At 67.5% G+C, this 16131-nt stretch carries 9 protein-coding genes; 2 read left to right on the top strand and 7 right to left on the bottom strand.

What is annotated here, in order from left to right; all coding sequences use genetic code 11:
* Window positions 1–97: 97 nt before the first annotated feature.
* From BMZ69_RS31470 to tssK, 6 genes are read right to left on the bottom strand one after another with little or no spacing between them, the layout of a single operon-like run.
* Entirely contained in the window at window positions 98–2062 is a 1965-nt protein-coding gene (locus tag BMZ69_RS31470) for a serine/threonine-protein kinase (RefSeq protein WP_175506627.1), read from the bottom strand.
* Window positions 2059–2856, bottom strand: a complete 798-nt coding sequence (locus BMZ69_RS01710; RefSeq protein ID WP_092154147.1) for a PP2C family protein-serine/threonine phosphatase — start codon at window positions 2854–2856, stop codon at window positions 2059–2061. The genes BMZ69_RS31470 and BMZ69_RS01710 overlap by 4 nt, the downstream gene beginning before the upstream one ends.
* Complete coding sequence (gene tagF, locus BMZ69_RS01705; protein WP_244543162.1) at window positions 2853–3545, bottom strand: type VI secretion system-associated protein TagF; 693 nt, start codon at window positions 3543–3545, stop codon at window positions 2853–2855. The genes BMZ69_RS01710 and tagF overlap by 4 nt, the downstream gene beginning before the upstream one ends.
* Before the next feature lie 13 nt (window positions 3546–3558).
* On the bottom strand, window positions 3559–7227 hold the full coding sequence (gene tssM, locus BMZ69_RS01700) for a type VI secretion system membrane subunit TssM (RefSeq protein WP_092154143.1): 3669 nt from the start codon (window positions 7225–7227) through the stop codon (window positions 3559–3561).
* Between the two features lie 32 nt (window positions 7228–7259).
* Window positions 7260–8777 carry a type IVB secretion system protein IcmH/DotU gene (gene icmH / locus BMZ69_RS01695; protein WP_092154141.1) on the bottom strand — a complete coding sequence of 506 codons (1518 nt, stop codon included), beginning with the start codon at window positions 8775–8777 and terminating at the stop codon, window positions 7260–7262.
* Window positions 8774–10111 (bottom strand): type VI secretion system baseplate subunit TssK, encoded by a 1338-nt coding sequence (gene tssK, locus BMZ69_RS01690; protein WP_092154138.1) that lies wholly within the window; start codon window positions 10109–10111, stop codon window positions 8774–8776. The genes icmH and tssK overlap by 4 nt, the downstream gene beginning before the upstream one ends.
* Window positions 10112–10470: 359 nt before the next feature.
* On the opposite strand from tssK, the gene BMZ69_RS01685 reads away from it, so the two are divergent.
* Window positions 10471–11250, top strand: a complete 780-nt coding sequence (locus BMZ69_RS01685) for a hypothetical protein (RefSeq protein WP_139218953.1) — start codon at window positions 10471–10473, stop codon at window positions 11248–11250.
* A 17-nt stretch (window positions 11251–11267) separates the two neighbouring features.
* On the opposite strand, the gene BMZ69_RS01680 is transcribed toward BMZ69_RS01685, so the two are convergent.
* Window positions 11268–12185, bottom strand: a complete 918-nt coding sequence (locus tag BMZ69_RS01680; RefSeq protein ID WP_092154134.1) for a DMT family transporter — start codon at window positions 12183–12185, stop codon at window positions 11268–11270.
* 470 nt (window positions 12186–12655) lie between these two features.
* Here BMZ69_RS01680 and dnaE point away from each other — a divergent pair, with 470 nt between their 5' ends.
* Entirely contained in the window at window positions 12656–16123 is a 3468-nt protein-coding gene (dnaE, locus tag BMZ69_RS01675) for a DNA polymerase III subunit alpha (protein WP_092154132.1), read from the top strand.
* The last annotated feature ends 8 nt before the right edge of the window (window positions 16124–16131 follow it).

Genomic DNA, 16131 nt, shown 5'->3' with positions numbered 1-16131 from the left:
CTAAGCGATAAACTCGCTTTCATTCGAAGGACTCCTGAGCAGGCGCATAGGTGCATGGGGCTCAGGCCTTCGCCCTGCCGCGAAACGACCGCGGCGCTCACTCGATCCGGAAATATTTGATGCCGACACCGACCTTGCCGCCGGCGCGGGCGATGTCCTGGTGCAGGCCCGGGAAGACGTCGCCGGCGGGAGCCGGGTTGGGGCCCGACAGCGTCGGTAGCGGCGACTGGCTCACCAGGGCAAGCACGGTCTGCGGCCTGACCGGGGCGCCGGACGCTGCCGTCGATTCTAGCTTCAGGCTGAAGCTCGCCCTGCGACCTTCCCGGCGCGTATAGTTTGCAAGGTTGTAGACCAGCCCGTCATCGCCGATCAGCAGGATGTCGAGGTTCTTGCCCGGGTCGGTCTCGACCGAGCCGGAGAGCGTGTCGCCGCTCTTCATGGTGAAAGCGCCGATCTGCATCACCGGGCTACGATCGATACCACGGCCGAGTTGGCGCAGGAAATCAACCATCGGGCATTGTGCCGACGTGACGGTGCGCAGGCTGATCTGCGCTTCGTAGCCCTGAGCCTTCTTGAAGGCGGCGTCGAAGCTGACGAAGGGCTCGGCCGTGCTGCCGAAGCCTTCGATCGCCGCGCGCTTGTCGGCGATCGTCGTCGGCCACAGGAAGAAGCAGGCCCCGCCATCATAATCCGCGACATAGCGAGCCGTCCGCTCGGCGGCTGTGCGTGGCTCCGGGTCAATGGCTGGCGGTGTCGGCGTCGGCACCGGTAGCGGGGCGGTCGGGGCGGTCGTCGAGGCCGGGCTGGCCGGTGGTGGCGTCGGCGTTGGGTTCAGCTCCGGCGGGGCAGGCGCGGGCGGTTGTGGAGAGGGCGGAACCGGCGTCGGCACGGTCTGCGTCGGAGCCGCAGGCGGCTGGAGAGTTGGCGGCTCGCTTTGGCTCGCAGGCTGCGGCGAGGGAGCCGGACTGGCCGGCGGCGGGTTCGCGGGTGTCAGCTCAGGCGGCGGACTGCTCGATCCCGCGCCGGGTGACGCCGGCGGGCGATCGTCGCTCAAGGCGGGCGGCGGGGCGTTCATCGCCTGCTGGACCGGTGTGTTACCACCCAGCATTTTCCATGCGAGGAACCCGCCTCCGGCAAGCAGGGCGAGCGCCGCGACGCCGGCGACCAGCGCCCAGGGAAAGCTGCGTCCACCACCGCCTGCAGAACTCGCGCTGCCCTTGGCCTGCCATGCCGCGACCTCGGCCATGTCGGCCGGCCGGTCCTTCGGATCGGGCGCGAGCATGCGCGCCAGCAGCGGGCGAATGCGCTTGTCGATGGCGGCCAGATCGGGGACGCGCCGCCGCTTTTCCAGGATCTGCATCTGCGTGCCGCCCATGTCGAGCGGGCGGCCGCCGAGCGCTTCGGCGAGCACGAGGCCGAGGCTGTAGATGTCCGACTTGCCGGTGACCTCGGCGCCGTAGAGGCCGAGCTGTTCGGGCGATACGTAGTTGTACTTGCCGGCAAAGCCGGAGCCGATCACCGTCTTCTCGGCCAGCTTCGACTTGGCGATGCCGAAATCGATGATCTTGGCGCGGGTGACCTGGCCGCCGGGCAGGATGATGTTGTCGGGCGAGACGTCGCGATGGGTGATGCCGAGCAGGTGGGCGGCCTGCAGGCCGGACGCGATGCGCCGGCGCAGGAGATCGGCCTCCTCCAGAGACAACGGACCATCTTTCAAGCGGTCGGAAAGCGACTGACCGTCGACGAACTCCATGGCGAGATAGGTCGCCTGCGTCGCCGGGTCGACGGTGAACACGTAGTAGCGGACGATGGCCTCGTTGTAGAGGTTGTGCAGCGCCGACGCCTCGTTGCGGAACAGGGTGATGACGTTGGCGTCCTGCGCCATGTCGGAGCGCACGATCTTGATCGCGACGGCGTCGCCGGTCTGGATGGCGCGGCCCTGATAGACCTCGCCCATGCCGCCGGTCGCGATCAGGCGCTCGATCTCGTAGATGCCGTTCAGCCGCACGCCAGGCGCCAGGCCAGTGCGCGGCAGAAAGACGGTGCGGTCGGGGTCGCTCATGGCGCATCGCTCCTGCGCTGGCGCATGTTCGGCACCCAGCGCGTCTTTTCGCTTCCGCCGTCGTGATGATAGCGCACGACGATCACGGTGACATTGTCGGTGGCGCCGCGTTCCAGCGTCAGCGCCAGCAAGGCGTCGCAGGCGGCCTGCGCGCCGCTGGAGACGGCCGCGCGGAGGATTTCCTCGTCGCGGACATGGTCGGTGAGCCCGTCCGAGCAGAGCACGAAGACGTCGCCGCCTTCGAGCTCGCCATGGTCGATGTCGAGTTCGGGCCGGTCGTGGACGCCGATGGCGCGGGTGATGACGTGGCGCCGTGGCCAGGTCCGCGCCTCCTCGACGGTGAGCAGGCCGCGCTCGATCATGTCCTGGGCTTCGGTGTGGTCGCGGGTGACCTGGGTGATCTGCCCGCCGCGGACGAGATAGACGCGGCTGTCGCCACACCAGACGCAGGCGAAATGGCGGTCATGGGCGAGCAGCACGGCCAGCGTCGCGCCCATGGTAGCGCCGTCATGCTCGCGGATTTTGCGGCGCAGTTCCGTATTGGCCTCGACCACGGCGCGTTCGAGCCGGTCGAGCAGCTCGGTGGCTGACGCGGCCGGACCGACGGCGGAGAGGCTCGCGGCCACGATCGCGCTCGCCATGGCGCCGTTCTGATGGCCGCCCATGCCGTCGGCGACGGCCCAGAGCCCGAATTCGGGCCGCACCACCAGATTGTCCTCGTTGTGGCTGCGCACGCGCCCGGCATGGCTGACCGCACCCGTCTCGAAGGAAGAGCCGGTGCGGTGCTCGTTCATGCGGCCGATCCTGCGCCGAGGAAGGCGTCGAAGCGGCCCGTCAGGAGGCCGGTGAAGAGATAGGGGCTGGGCAGGCCCTGGCCGACGAGAGCGAGCGGCTCGAAATCGTCGCCGCCGATGGTCCAGAGATAGCTGGCATGGGCATAGGACCGGGTGTGATCCTCGATCCGCAGCGCCGAGAGCCGGGCAGGGAAGCTGGCGGAATCGAGCGCCGTGACGATGGTGCCGTCGGAGAGGCGCACCATGTCGGCAGGCGGGGCGGCCTTGAGGTCGTCATAGGGCATTGCGAGTCCCCCCAGCGCATGCGCCACGGCCTCGTAGCTGGCCTCGGGTTCGAGCGCGCGCAGCAGGAAGTCCTCGGCCTGCGTGAACCAGGTGTCCTGCGGATCGAGCTCGGGCGGCGGGATCGCGGCGCCTGGGCCGGCGAGAGCGAAGACAGTCAGCGGGAAGTAGCGGCCGATACCGTCGACCGAGGGCATGAAGGCGCCGGCCACGGTCGTGCCGCAGAAGGCGCTGCCGAACCAGAAGCGCCAGATCGGCGCATTGAGGAAAGCATTCTGCCAGCCGCCGCCGAGCTCGACCCGGCTGGCGGTGAGCCCGCCCTGGAGCCAGGGCTCATAGGCCGAGAGGAAGGGCGTCGGCGCGTTCAGCGCGATGAAGTCCCGCTTGCCCGGAAGCTTCCCGAACAATCCACAGCTCATGCTAAATCCCCGCCGGACAACGGATTTCGCGCAGCGCCGGCAGCACCAGCGGGTTCTTCAGCGAGCCGACGCCGAACTGGTAGCCGATCTGGCGGCCGCCGGCGGCGAGGGTGAAGACGACATTGTCGCCCTGGCGCAGCACCGAGCCGGCATCGAGCAGGCGGAAGAAGGACCAGACGCCGGTGCGGTCGAACATCTTCACCTCGGTTGGCGCTGCCGGCGTCGGGCTGTTGGAGAAGAAGCCGCCGCCGAAGATGCCGCCGGCATTGTTGTTGGCGGCGGCGCCGCCTCCGATCGTCAGCGTGATCGAGGTCTTGGCGAGGCCGCCGCCCGGCCACATCACCGGCGTAGGGGTGTTGACGCCCTGCTGGCTCGCCACGGTGAAGCCGTTGATCTCGAGCTTGGCGCCGGAGGCGTCGGAGGAGAGGGTGGTCGGCACCACCACCATCTGGAAGTTGGGCAGGTTGCCGCCGGTCGGGAAGAAGGCCTCGCGGATGTCGCTCGCGCGCTGGAATTCACGCAAGGTCGTCGGCGAGAGCGCGCGGGCGACGCGGCTGTCCTGGCGCCAGCTCCAGTTCTGGCCGGACTTGTCGATATAGGGGTCGAGCCGCTCCTTCATGAACTTGTCCATCGCACCGGTGCCCGGCGCGAAGAGCTGGGCGAAGTCGGCGAGGCCGATCTCGCTCGTGCTGCCCTTGGCGAAGGGATAGCGATTGGCCAGCAGGCTGGAACAGCGGCCGGTGACCTCGCTGGCCAGCGCCTGGCGCAGCAGCGAGACGGTGGCGCCGGTGGCATCGCCCTCGAAATCGTTGACGGCCGCGACGATCATCGCGTCGAACGGCGCCGGATAGCGCGAGGAATTGCCGCGCAGCGAGGCGATCAGCGGCACCAGCGCCGCATTGGCGGCGGCGGCCTGGGCCGGCGTGGTGGCGGCCATTGCGAGGTTCTGGTTGATCTCGGCGAAGATCTGCAGCGCCTGATCGACCGGCCGCTTGCCGCCATCGCCCTCGACCAGGACGTGGAAGGCCTTGAACTGCGCTTCGATGTTGGCGCCGAGGGCCTCGCCGCCGCCACCGCCGGAGAGCACGCGGTCGACGCCGGGCGCGCTGAGCGGCAGGCTGGTGCCGAGGCGGCTGAGCGAATAATTGGCGCGCTGCTCAAGGGTCTTGGCGGCGTGGTCAGCGACCTGGCCGGCCATCTTCTCGGCAGCCTGCGCACCGGCTGGCCGTTTCGGCGCCGCCCGCTCCTTGGTCAATTGCGTTTCGTCGCGGATCGATTCGAGCAGCTGCTTGAAGGGCGAGGTCGGCGCCGCGATGGCCGACAGCGCTATGTATTTCGGCTTGTCGGCATTGAGCGGCCGCAGCTTCAGCCGGCGCAGCGCCTTCTGCCAGGAGGCGGTGAAGTCGCGCGCGTAGAGCTTCAGCAGGTCCTGGAACAGGCTGGCATATTGCGAGGTGATCGCCGCCTGGTCGGCATTGTCGCCGAGGACCCAGCGCTCCTTCTCGATGCGCTCGCCGATATCGCCGAGGCGGTCGACGAAGGCGCTCTGGAAGCCGTCATAGGTGTAGAAATACGGCACCCGGATCGTATCGAGATCCTCGCCGGAGACGCCCTCGAAGACGAGGCGGGCATCCGAACCGCCGCGGGTTGCCGCGACCCAGTCGCGGGCGGCGTTGCGCCCTTGCGTGCGCAGCAGCTCGTAGGCGCGCTCGGCGATGCTGAGCCGGCGCAGGGTGCGCTGGCTGCTCTCGATCAGCGGCTGGTTGAGCTTGACCACCGGCTCAGCGCCGTCGTCGAGATCGAGCAGGGCGACGAGGTGCTCCTCCAGCGCCTCGCGGCCCTTGGCGTTGGCGGCGCCGGGAAAGAGGTTCTCGGCCCAGTCCTGCCGCATCCAGGCGAGGACGAGGTCGCGGTCGAGCGGAGCGCGGCCGCCGACCATCAGATAGACCTTGAGCGCCTCGTAGATGAAGCCGGGATTGTTGACGTTGGCTTCGAGCTGCTCCTCCAGCCGGAAGATGATGCGCGAGCGCAGCAGCCGTTCCAGCGCCTGATGGTAGCTCTCCTGCGTCGCCGACTGCAGGCGCTCGCGCTGGCTGAGGCCGAAGGTGGCGGCGACCGGCGTCGGCTCGTCCTTGTCGGCATAGCCGGCCGGCATGTGGCGCAGCTTGTGCAGCAGCGGCAGGACGCGGCTGAAATTGCGGTCGGAGAGGGTGGTCTCCTGCAGCACCGGGGCGGCGCTGGAGCGATAGTCGGCGAGGCCGTAATTGGTCTGGTTGATCAGGTCGCTGTTGCGGGCATAGCTCGTCCACCACATGCCGCCAAGCGCCAGCGAGACCAGCGCGACCGCGCTGAAGCCGGCGATGCGCAGCAGGGTCGAGCGGCGGGCGGCGCGCAGATCGGTCGAGACCCAGCCGGATTCGCCGATGATCACCTTCTGGATCAGGTCGGTCAGGAAGAAGCTCTTGCCGCGGCCGGAATAGGAGCCGGAATCGGCGTGGTCGCTGCCGAAATTGCGCGAGAGTGCCCCGATCAGCTGGTCGATCGGCGTCCCTTCCTGGGTACCGGAGGTGAAGTAGAAGCCGCGCAAGGTCGCGCTGGACTGATAGCGCGTCGGCTCGAAGACGCGACCGAGGAAGTCGATTATGACCGGCTTCAGCGTCGCCATCTGGCTCGGCAGGCCGAAGAGCTTGGCGCGCGAGGTCGGGTTGTGCTCGTCCTGCAGGCGATCCGAGAGGCGCTCGTTCAGCCGCTCGATCAGCGCGTCGAATTCCGCCGGCACGTCGCCGATCATGTTGCGGGTCTTGTCGACGGTCTGGAAGGTGTGGCCCCAGACCATGCGCCGCTGCGGCTCGGAGAGCGCGGCGAAGAACTCATTGAAGCCGGCGATCAGGTCGGCCTTGGTGAAGACGGCATAGACCGGGAAATCGACCTTGAGCCGCTCGTTGAGCTCGAGCAGGCGGGCGCGGATCGCGTCGCCATGGGCGATGATCTCCTCCTGCGAGGAGGTCAGCAGGTCCTCGATGCTGATCGCGACGATGACGCCGTTGATCGGCTGGCGTGGGCGGTTGGCCTTGAGCAAATCGAGGAAGGCGAGCCAGCTCGTCCGCTCGGCCCGGGTATCGGTGTCCTGCGTGGTGTAGCGGCCGGCAGTGTCGATCAGCACCGCGTCCTCGGCGAACCACCAGTCGCAATAGCGGGTGCCGCCGGCGCCGGCGACCGCGGCCGGGGTCTGGCCGCCGCGGGCAAGGGGGAATTTCAGCCCGGAATTGATCAGCGCCGTGGTCTTGCCGGCGCCGGGCGGGCCGATGATGACGTACCAGGGCAGGTCGTAGAGATAATCGCCGCCATCCTTGCCGCGGGTGCGCCGGAGCGTCGCCAAGGCATCGCGCATGGCGGCCGACAGCGCCGCGCCGTCACCGGTCTGGCTTTCCTCCTTCGCCATTGCCTCGGAGAGCGCGGCGACGGCCCGGCGCCGCTTGATCACGATCCAGGCGATCCAGCCGAGCGCTCCCAGCATCAGCACGATCGCGATCGGCAGCCTGACCCAGACCGATTCGAACGGGCGCACCTCGCCGAAGGCGACGAAGGGGCCGCCGAACCAGATCAGCAGCGTCAGCGCCAGCGCGCCGACGAAAATAGCTGCGATCCTGAGCCACGTCGCGAGATTCATCGTCTACCCGTCTCCTGCATCGCCACCCGGTCCTAGCTGTTGCGCTGGATCAGGATCTCGACGCGTCGGTTCTTCGCCTTGCCGGCCGCGGTCGCGTTGGTATCGATCGGCACGTCCTGCCCCTTGCCGTCGGTGCTGATACGGTTCGGCTGCTTCAGCCTGGTCTTCAGGAGGTCGCCGACCGCTACAGCGCGGGCCTTCGACAATTCGAGATTGTTGGGGAAACGGGCGGATCGGATCGGATCGGAGTCGGAGTGGCCGACGACCTTGATCGCGCCGCCTTCCTCGTTGAGCACGGTCGAGATGCGATCGATCAGCGGGCGGAACTCATTGCGCACGACCGCCTGGCCGGGATCGAACAGAGTAATGCCCATCAGGCGCACGATGATCAGGTTCGGCGTCACCTCGCAGGTGATTGGCGGCTGCACCGTGCCGCAGACTTTTGGCGGCTGCGCCGGCGGCGGCAGAGGCGGCGGCGGCCTCGCCGCGACCTTCCGGATGATCTCGATGTCGCCCTTGGGATGGACAGAGAGCAGCGCGCTGGCCGAGGCCTCGGCATTGCCGCCGAGCAAAGCGCGGAAGATGAAATAGAGGCCGAGCACGGCGACCGCGGCGACGGCGGCGACCGACCAGACCGGGATCTTGAAGCCGGCGAGCCGGGCCGTCAGCGCCTGGCCCTGCCAGCGCGGCGACAACTCAGGATCGGGCTGCTTCACGCGCCGCAGCGTCTCGAACAGGTTGCGCTGGATCATCTGCAGGTTGGCGGCGCCGCCGGCCGAGGTGCGGTGCACGCCCTCGAAGCCGAGCGCCAGGCAGACATGCATCAGTTCGAGCAGGTCGTAATTGACCGATGGATCGCGCTTGGCACGCTCGAGCTCCTCGAAGAATCGCACGCCGCCGATGCGCTCGCCGAAGAAGCGCGAGAGCATGCTGTACTGCGTCCAGACATGCCGGTCCTCGCCCGGGATGTTCTGAACGATGTCGTCGGCGAAGGCGCAGATGATGTACTTGGCGGTGCGCGTCTGCTCGGCGGTGAAGCCGGCTGCGCGGACCTCATGATCGAAGGCCTCGATCGTCTCGCCGACCTGGCCGATCATCTGTGTCGCCGGCGCGCGGGACAGGTTGGCGCGCAGGCGCCCGAGCAGGAGCAGAAGCGGCCCGGCCGCCTTCAGCAGCGGATTGGTGTTCGGCGTGAGCATCTGCTCGCGCTTGGGCAGGGCCTGCGGCACATAGCCCTGTCGCGGAGGCGGCGGTGCGCTTGGCCGCGGCTGCGGCTGCGACATCCATTCCTCGCCGCCGGGCACGCCGGGCGAAGGGGCTGCCTGCGGGTATTGCGGCGCACCGGAGGGCGCATAGGGCGATGGCGGCGGCGGATAGCCGGCAGGCGGAGGTGGATAGGGTGCGTTCGGGGGCGGGTAGGGCTGCCCCTGCGGCGGGTAGCCCGGCGCCTCAGCCGGGCGGGAAGGCGGCGGCACGCGCCGTCCCGCCGGGTTCGGCCGGATGAAGGTCCGGTCCGAGCGGCCGAACGGATCGGAGCCGTCATTGCTCATCGCCTGCCCTCGAGCACGGCCCAGAGCTCCATTTCGAGATCGGGCCAGTCACCGGAGAAATGCATGCCGATCGAGCTCGCCGAGCTGAATTCCGGCCAGAGCGGCGAGGTGCGGTCGAGATAGAAATAGACGTGGTCGGTCAGCGCCCGGATCTGCGGCGGAGGAGTCGGCAGATGGACGAGATTGATGCCCGGCAGATGGGCATGGACGATCTCGTTCATCTTGGTGTTCGGGCCGACCTTGAACAGATGCGGGAACTGCGACTGGATTTCGGTCAGAGGCCGGCGCGCCGCCACTTCCAGGATCAGCGTCGCATTGCGCATCAAAGCGCGGTCGCGGATCGTCGACATGAAGGCGTTCTGCGCCCGCTCGACGATTTCGAGCCGGATGGCGCGGCGGCCGAGCTGGGCCGAGAGGAAGTCCTGGATGTCGCGCACCACCGGGGTGAAGCAGCCCTCCAGGTCGTCATGATCATAGGCCGGGTAGTCGCGGGCGCGGCGCTCGGCCGTGGTGAAGGTGGCGAGCTCGCCGGCGATGGCGAGCAGGGTGACGAACAGGCGCTCGGGATGGACGAAGCGCGAGCCGCGCATGTGCTTCAGCACCGGGATGTGCCGATTGAGCATCTGCAGGATGAAATAGTCGGCGCTCTGCAGGCCGCCGCCGGCGGTCGGGTCGGCGGCGTAGCGCGCGAGCTCTTCGAGCTTGTTGTCGATCCAGCCGATGACCCGGTCCATCCAGCCGTCGACCACCGGATGGGCCGAGCAGAGCAGCACGGGCGGGGCGAATTTCTCGTCGAACAGGATGGCGCGGTCGCGCACCTCCAGGATCCGCCCGAGCGCCAGGCCGACATAGCCGGGCTTGCCGGTCTTGCGCAGCTCCAGGCCCATGCGTGGATGAGCGATGTCGATCTCCTCCTCGACCCGCAGCGAGGCGGTCGAGTCGATCATCATCTCCGTCGCCGGGTAGAAGCGGCTGGCCGAGCCGTTCAGGCTGTCTTCGACCTCGCGGGTGTTGGAAGCGGCGAGCGGCAGCGACAGCCACGCATACTGTCCGGCGGCGTTCTCCGGCACCTCGATCGCGGGCGGCAAAGGCGAATTGTCCGGCATGGCGAAGGGCGTGCCATCCGGCATCACGCCCACGGCGCGCCTGAGCCCGATGCGGCTCTGCTGAGCCAGGTCGCGGTCGATCTCGAGCACCGAGAACCCCCACGGATAAGGCGTGACGTGCCGGACGCGATTCTCCAGCAGATTCTCGAGATAGCGATCGTTCTGCTGCAGGTGATGTGGCCGCAGGAACAAGCCTTCGGACCAGACGACCTTACTGTACCACGACATCCGGTTCTCGCTATCTCAAGGCCTAGGCTGGACACTATACAGCTCGTTTCCGAGCGTCACCATTCGTATGGGGGAGGGCAAGATTGCCTCTGCCTGCCACAAGGCGGTTTTCGCTGGGACATGTCGATTCGTTGACTTGCCCGGCCGGCGGGAGCGAAGTTCCCGGCCGAGCGAGCCATGAAGGTGTCCGATGCCTAGAGATCCCGCCGCGCGCATTCTCGATCCCGCGATCCATCCTGTGCCCGGCGTGCTACAGCCAGGGCTCGGAAGCCCTCTTGTGATCATCGGAGGCAAACTCGCCTTGCCCGTCGGTCTTGTCACAGCGATGCGCGAGCCCTCTGTCACCGCAGGCGACTGAGATGGGGCGTCGCCGTTCTCCCGACCGAGCTGTCGCAGCCGAGGAGCGCTTCCGCCTGCTGAGGGTGCAGCGCTTCTCTTCCGACACCGACAAGGCCGTTTGGCACGGGCGCTCGCGCAATGCGCGCCTCGCCAAGGTGCTGGTCTACATGGCGGCGATCCGGATGCCGGACCGGCCGGGCCCGCCGCTGACTCCCAATCCGAACGTGACCTGCAAGGGCGCCGAGCAACAGTTCTTCAGCGCCTCGGGCGAGAACCAGGCCGCGCATCTGCTGCCGGGCCAGATCCTGATCGACAACACCCATCCCTGGCTCTTCCTGCAGGGCGAGCCGGCGCGGCTGCTGCAGAACGAATTCGCCTATGTCGATCCGATCCACGCCAACTACAACGCGGCCGACCGGCTGGCCGAGCGCAACGGCATGGTCGACGCGTTCGCGGCAGCCTGTCGCGCCGTGCTGATCGGCACGGGCGATCCCGAGCGCGATGTCAGCAATGCCTATCATCGCGTCTGGGTGCCGGGTGCGCAGGCGGCGATCGCCGCGGCGGAAAACGAATTGCGTTCCGAGCCGCTGCCGCCGCCATTGGTCTACGGCACCGGGCCTGAGGATTATGGCATGATCCTCAATCTCGAGGAGCGCAGCCAGGCGATGAACGACGAGGAAATCTGGAACAATTTCGAGCAGCTCAGCATGCTCGACTACTACCGCGCCGCCTTCGACGAGACACCGACCGAGATCGAGCCACGCGCCATCGTCAGCGCCCTGAGCAGCTTGGTGAAATAGCGTCCCGCAGCGGGCGGTCAGGATTGCGCCGGCGGCGCTACGGGGCGTGCGGTCGCGACGATCAGCCCAGCTGCGACGATGACCGCGATTCCGGCCCAGGTCGCCAGTGAGGGCAAGTCTCCGAACATGAAGAACCCCAGCGCGGTCGCGCCGATCAGCTCGAGATAGACGAAGGGCGAGAGCGTCTGCACCTGCGCCAGGCGGAAGGCGCTGATCGTCATCAGGTTGCTGAGCGTCGAGACGAGGCCCATCAGCAGGATCAGCAGCAGCCCCTCGCGCGTCGGCATCGTCCAGCCGAGCAGGGCGAAGGGCAGCAGCATCAGGATGCCGAGGGAAAGCTGGATCGCCAGCGTCGTCACCGGCGGCCGATCCTGCGCGGTGGCGCGCGTCAGCACCAGATAGCAGGCCATGCAGAAGCCGGAGACGAGCGCGATCAAGGTGTCGGCGCTGGTCTCGGTCCCCGGACGCACGACGAGGATGGCGCCGACGAAGCCGAGCGCGGCCGCGAGCAGCTTTTGCCGGTTGAGCCGCTCGCGCAGCGCGATCGCGGCGAGCAGGGTCGCGGCGATCGGGGCGATGAAATAAGCACCGAGCGCATCGGCCAGCGGAATGCGCGCGATCGCCACGAAATACAGCGTCATCGCCGTGACGAGAAAGGCGGTCCGCAGGATCTGGGCGAGCCAGTATCGCCCTTGCGAGGCTGGAGCGCGCGCCGGTCCCGGCGCTCGTGCGTGCTGGAGCAACGCGACCGGCAGGATGAAGCCGAGCGCCGCGACATAGCGCACCCAGCTGAGGAAGGCCGGCAAATGGCCGCCGCTGAGATATTTGGCGATGGCGTCCGAGGTCGGGATGATCAGCATCGCCGTCGCCATGAGCAGGATGCCGAGCATCTCGTCGCGGCGCTTGCGATGCGCCTGATCGGAAAAAGGGGTCATGGGCGAACCCTAACTGATTCCGGCCCGTTGACGGCGCTGCCGTTAACGCTTCTGCAGCTCGGGTAAACGTGCGTTAACCGCGTGCCGAACCTCGTGATGAGCGCTGACCTTGCGATATTGACGAGAACAAATAAAAAACTAATATGAACATATAAAGAACATTGGAGATCGGACATGGTGATTGCCCGCAAGCTGATGGCCGGAGCCGTGGAGTTCCTGGCACTCGCGCTCTTCGTTGGAATGATCTGGGTCTGGGCTGCGCTGGCTTCTGGGCCGCATGTCTGAGCGGTTCCTTGCGAGCGGAGTTGCATGCCGTGCGCGACGGCATCCACAGCCTCGCAAATGGGGCGGCTCGACCGGGCAGGGATGGCGCGCAATAAGCGGTTCGGAGCATGCTCCTGGGATCAAGAATCGGCGCAGGTCCTCTCGCTCGGCCCATCGGCTGAACGGACGGCGTGCCGGAGGGCGCGATGACCGACCGCAAAGACGTTACACAGGTTCAGGACGAGGTTGGCTTCGTCCATCTGCATGTCCATTCGAGCTACTCGCTGCTCGAAGGCGCGATCCAGGTCGGCGCGCTCGCCAAGCTCGCCGCCGGCGACGGCCAGCCGGCCATGGCGCTGACCGACACCAACAACCTGTTCGGTGCGCTCGAATTCTCCGAGAAGCTTGCGGGAGCGGGCATCCAGCCGATCGCCGGCGTGCAGCTTTCGGTCGACTTCGCCGATGAGGACACAAGCGGGCGCAAGCCGCTCCAGAGCGTGACGCCACATCTCGTGCTGCTGGCGACCAGCGAGGCCGGCTACGGCAATCTGATGAAGCTGGTGACGGAGGCCTGCCTCGCTGCCTCCGGCGGCAGCCCTGTCGCGAGCATCGATCATCTTGCAGCCTATCACAACGATATAATTGCCCTGACCGGTGGAGCGGGCGGGCCGCTCGACCTCGCCCTGCGCGCCGGCCAGCCGGCACAGGCGGAAGCGCGCCTGAAGCGCCTTACGGCGATCTTCGGCGACCGGCTCTATGTCGAGATCCAGCGCCATGAGCGCGAGGACGGGCCGGCGGTCGAGGCCGGCCTGCTCAGGCTCGCCTATGACAACGACCTGCCGATCGTCGCCACCAATGAGCCCTTCTTCGGCAAGCCTGCGGATTTCGAGGCGCATGACGCGCTGCTTGCCGTGGCGGCCGGGCGTCTGCTCTCGGATGGCGAGCGGCGGCGGGTGTCGCCGGCGCATTATTTCGCAAGCCGCGAGGAGATGAAGCGGCGCTTCGCCGACCTGCCGGAGGCGCTGGCCTCGACGGTCGAGATCGCCCGGCGCTGCGCCTGGCGCGTCGGCACGCGCAAGCCGATCCTGCCGCGCTTCGGCAAGGAAGGCCGCGACGAAGCCGAGGAGCTGGAAGCGCAGGCGCGCGCGGGCCTTGCGGCGCGGCTGGCCAAGCACGGCCCGGCCGAGGGCTTCACGGTCGAGGCCTATGACAAGCGCCTCGATTTCGAGCTCTCGATCATCACCCGGATGAAATTCCCGGGCTACTTTCTGATCGTCTCGGACTTCATCAAATGGGCCAAGGCGCAGGACATCCCGGTCGGGCCGGGCCGTGGCTCGGGCGCGGGCTCGCTCGTCGCCTATGCGCTGACCATCACCGACGTCGATCCTTTGCGCTTCGGCCTGTTGTTCGAGCGCTTCCTCAATCCCGACCGCGTCTCGATGCCGGACTTCGACATCGACTTCTGCCAGTACCGGCGTGAAGAGGTGATCGAGTACGTCAAGCATCGCTATGGCGAGGAACGCGTCGCCCAGATCATCACCTTCGGCACCTTGCAGGCGCGCGGCGTGCTGCGCGATGTCGGCCGCGTTCTGGAAATGCCCTACGGCCAGGTCGACAAGCTGACCAAGCTGGTGCCGCAGAACCCGGCCAAGCCGATCACGCTGCCGGAAGCGATCGCCGGCGAGCCGAAGCTGCAGGAGGCGGCGGCCGAGGAGCCGGTGGTCGGGCGCCTGCTCGAGATCGCCCAGAAGCTCGAAGGCCTGCACCGTCACGCCTCGACCCACGCCGCCGGCGTCGTCATCGGCGATCGGCCGCTGGAGCAGCTCGTCGCGCTCTCGGTCGATCCGCGCACCGGCATGCGCGTCACCCAGTTCAACATGAAATGGGTCGAGCAGGCCGGGCTGGTGAAGTTCGACTTCCTCGGCCTGAAGACGCTGACGACGCTGACCATCGCGGTGCAATTGATCGCCCAGCGCGGCATTTCGGTCGATCTGGCGCAATTGCCCTTCGACGATCCCAAGACCTACGAGATGCTGGCGCGCGGCGAGACAGTCGGCGTGTTCCAGGTGGAATCGGTCGGCATGCGCAAGGCGCTGGTCGAGATGAAGGCCGACCGGATCGAGGACCTGATCGCGCTGGTGGCGCTCTACCGTCCCGGCCCGATGGACAACATCCCGACCTATTGCCGCCGCAAGCTCGGGCTGGAGGAGCCGACCTATCTCCATCCCGGCATGGAGCCGTTCCTGTCCGAGACGCATGGCATCATCGTCTACCAGGAACAGGTGATGCAGGTGGCGCAGGCGCTGTCGGGCTATTCGCTCGGCGAAGCCGACCTGCTGCGCCGCGCCATGGGCAAGAAGATCAAGGCCGAGATGGACGCCCAGCGCGACCGTTTCGTGAAGGGCGCGATCGAGGCCGGCCTGAAGAAGGACCTGGCCTCCGAGATCTTCGATCTTCTGGCGAAGTTCGCCGACTACGGCTTCAACAAGAGCCACGCGGCGGCCTATGCCGTCGTCGCCTTCCAGACCGCCTATCTGAAGGCCAATTACCCGGTCGAGTTCATGGCGGCGTCGATGACGCTCGACATCGGCAACACCGACAAGCTCTCGGAATTCAGGCGCGAGGCCGAGCGGCTCGGCATCAAGGTCGAGCGTCCCTCGATCAACCGCTCCGGCGTCGACTTCGACGTCGCCGACGGCGCGATCCGCTATGCGCTCGGCGCGATCAAGGGGGTCGGCCGGGCCGCGGTGGAGTCGATCATCGCGGCGCGAGCCAAGGAAGGACCGTTCCGGGACCTCGCCGATTTCGCGCGAAGGATCGATACGCGCCTGGTCAATCGGCGCACGATCGAGGCGCTGATCTCAGCGGGCACGCTCGACGAGATCGAGCCGGAGCGGGCCAAGGCGATGGCGGCGGTCGACGGCATGCTGGCGTTGTCGAACCGCACCCGCGAGGCGGCCGAGGGCGGCCAGTCCGAGCTCTTCGGTGGCGGCGGCGTGGCCGAAGCCTTCCGCATCCCGCCCTTCGAGCCCTGGGCCCCGGCCGAGCGATTGCGGCGCGAGCACGAGGCGGTCGGCTTCTTCCTCTCCGGCCACCCGCTCGACGATTACGAGCATGTGCTGAAGCGGTTGAAGGTTCAAAGCTATGCCGACTTCGCCCGTGCCGTCAGGTCGAAGGGCACCTCGATCGCCAAGGTCGCCGCCTCCGTCATCGACAGGTCGGAGCGGCGGACCAAGTCCGGCAACAAGATGGGCATCGTCCAGCTCTCCGATCCCACCGGGCAGTTCGAGGCGATCCTGTTCTCGGAGGGCCTGCAGCGCTATCGCGACCTGCTCGAACCCGGTGCGGCGCTGGTGGTCCGGCTTTCGGCTGTGCTCGACGGCGAAGAGGTTCGTCCGCGCATCGAGGATGTCGAGCGGCTCGACGAACTCGCCGGGCGGCAGAAGCAGGATCTCTTGATCCATTTGCGCGACGACAAGGCGCTCAATTCGATCGCCGAGCGGGTGAAGCCGCGCGACGGCGTGCGCGCCGACGGCAAGATCTCGCTGATGATGCTTCTCGACGACGGTGCCCAACTGGTCGAGATCGAATTGCCCGGGCGTTATCCGGTCAGCCAGCAGCTGGCCAATGCGTTGCGCACCGCGCCCGGGGTCATGGAGGTCGAGCTGCGCTGACCGGCCTT

The organism is Allobosea sp. CRIB-10, assembly GCF_900112185.1.
Taxonomy (GTDB): domain Bacteria; phylum Pseudomonadota; class Alphaproteobacteria; order Rhizobiales; family Beijerinckiaceae; genus Allobosea.
Note: the sequence above shows the minus strand (reverse complement) of the source record. Positions and strands in the feature narration are given on the sequence as shown.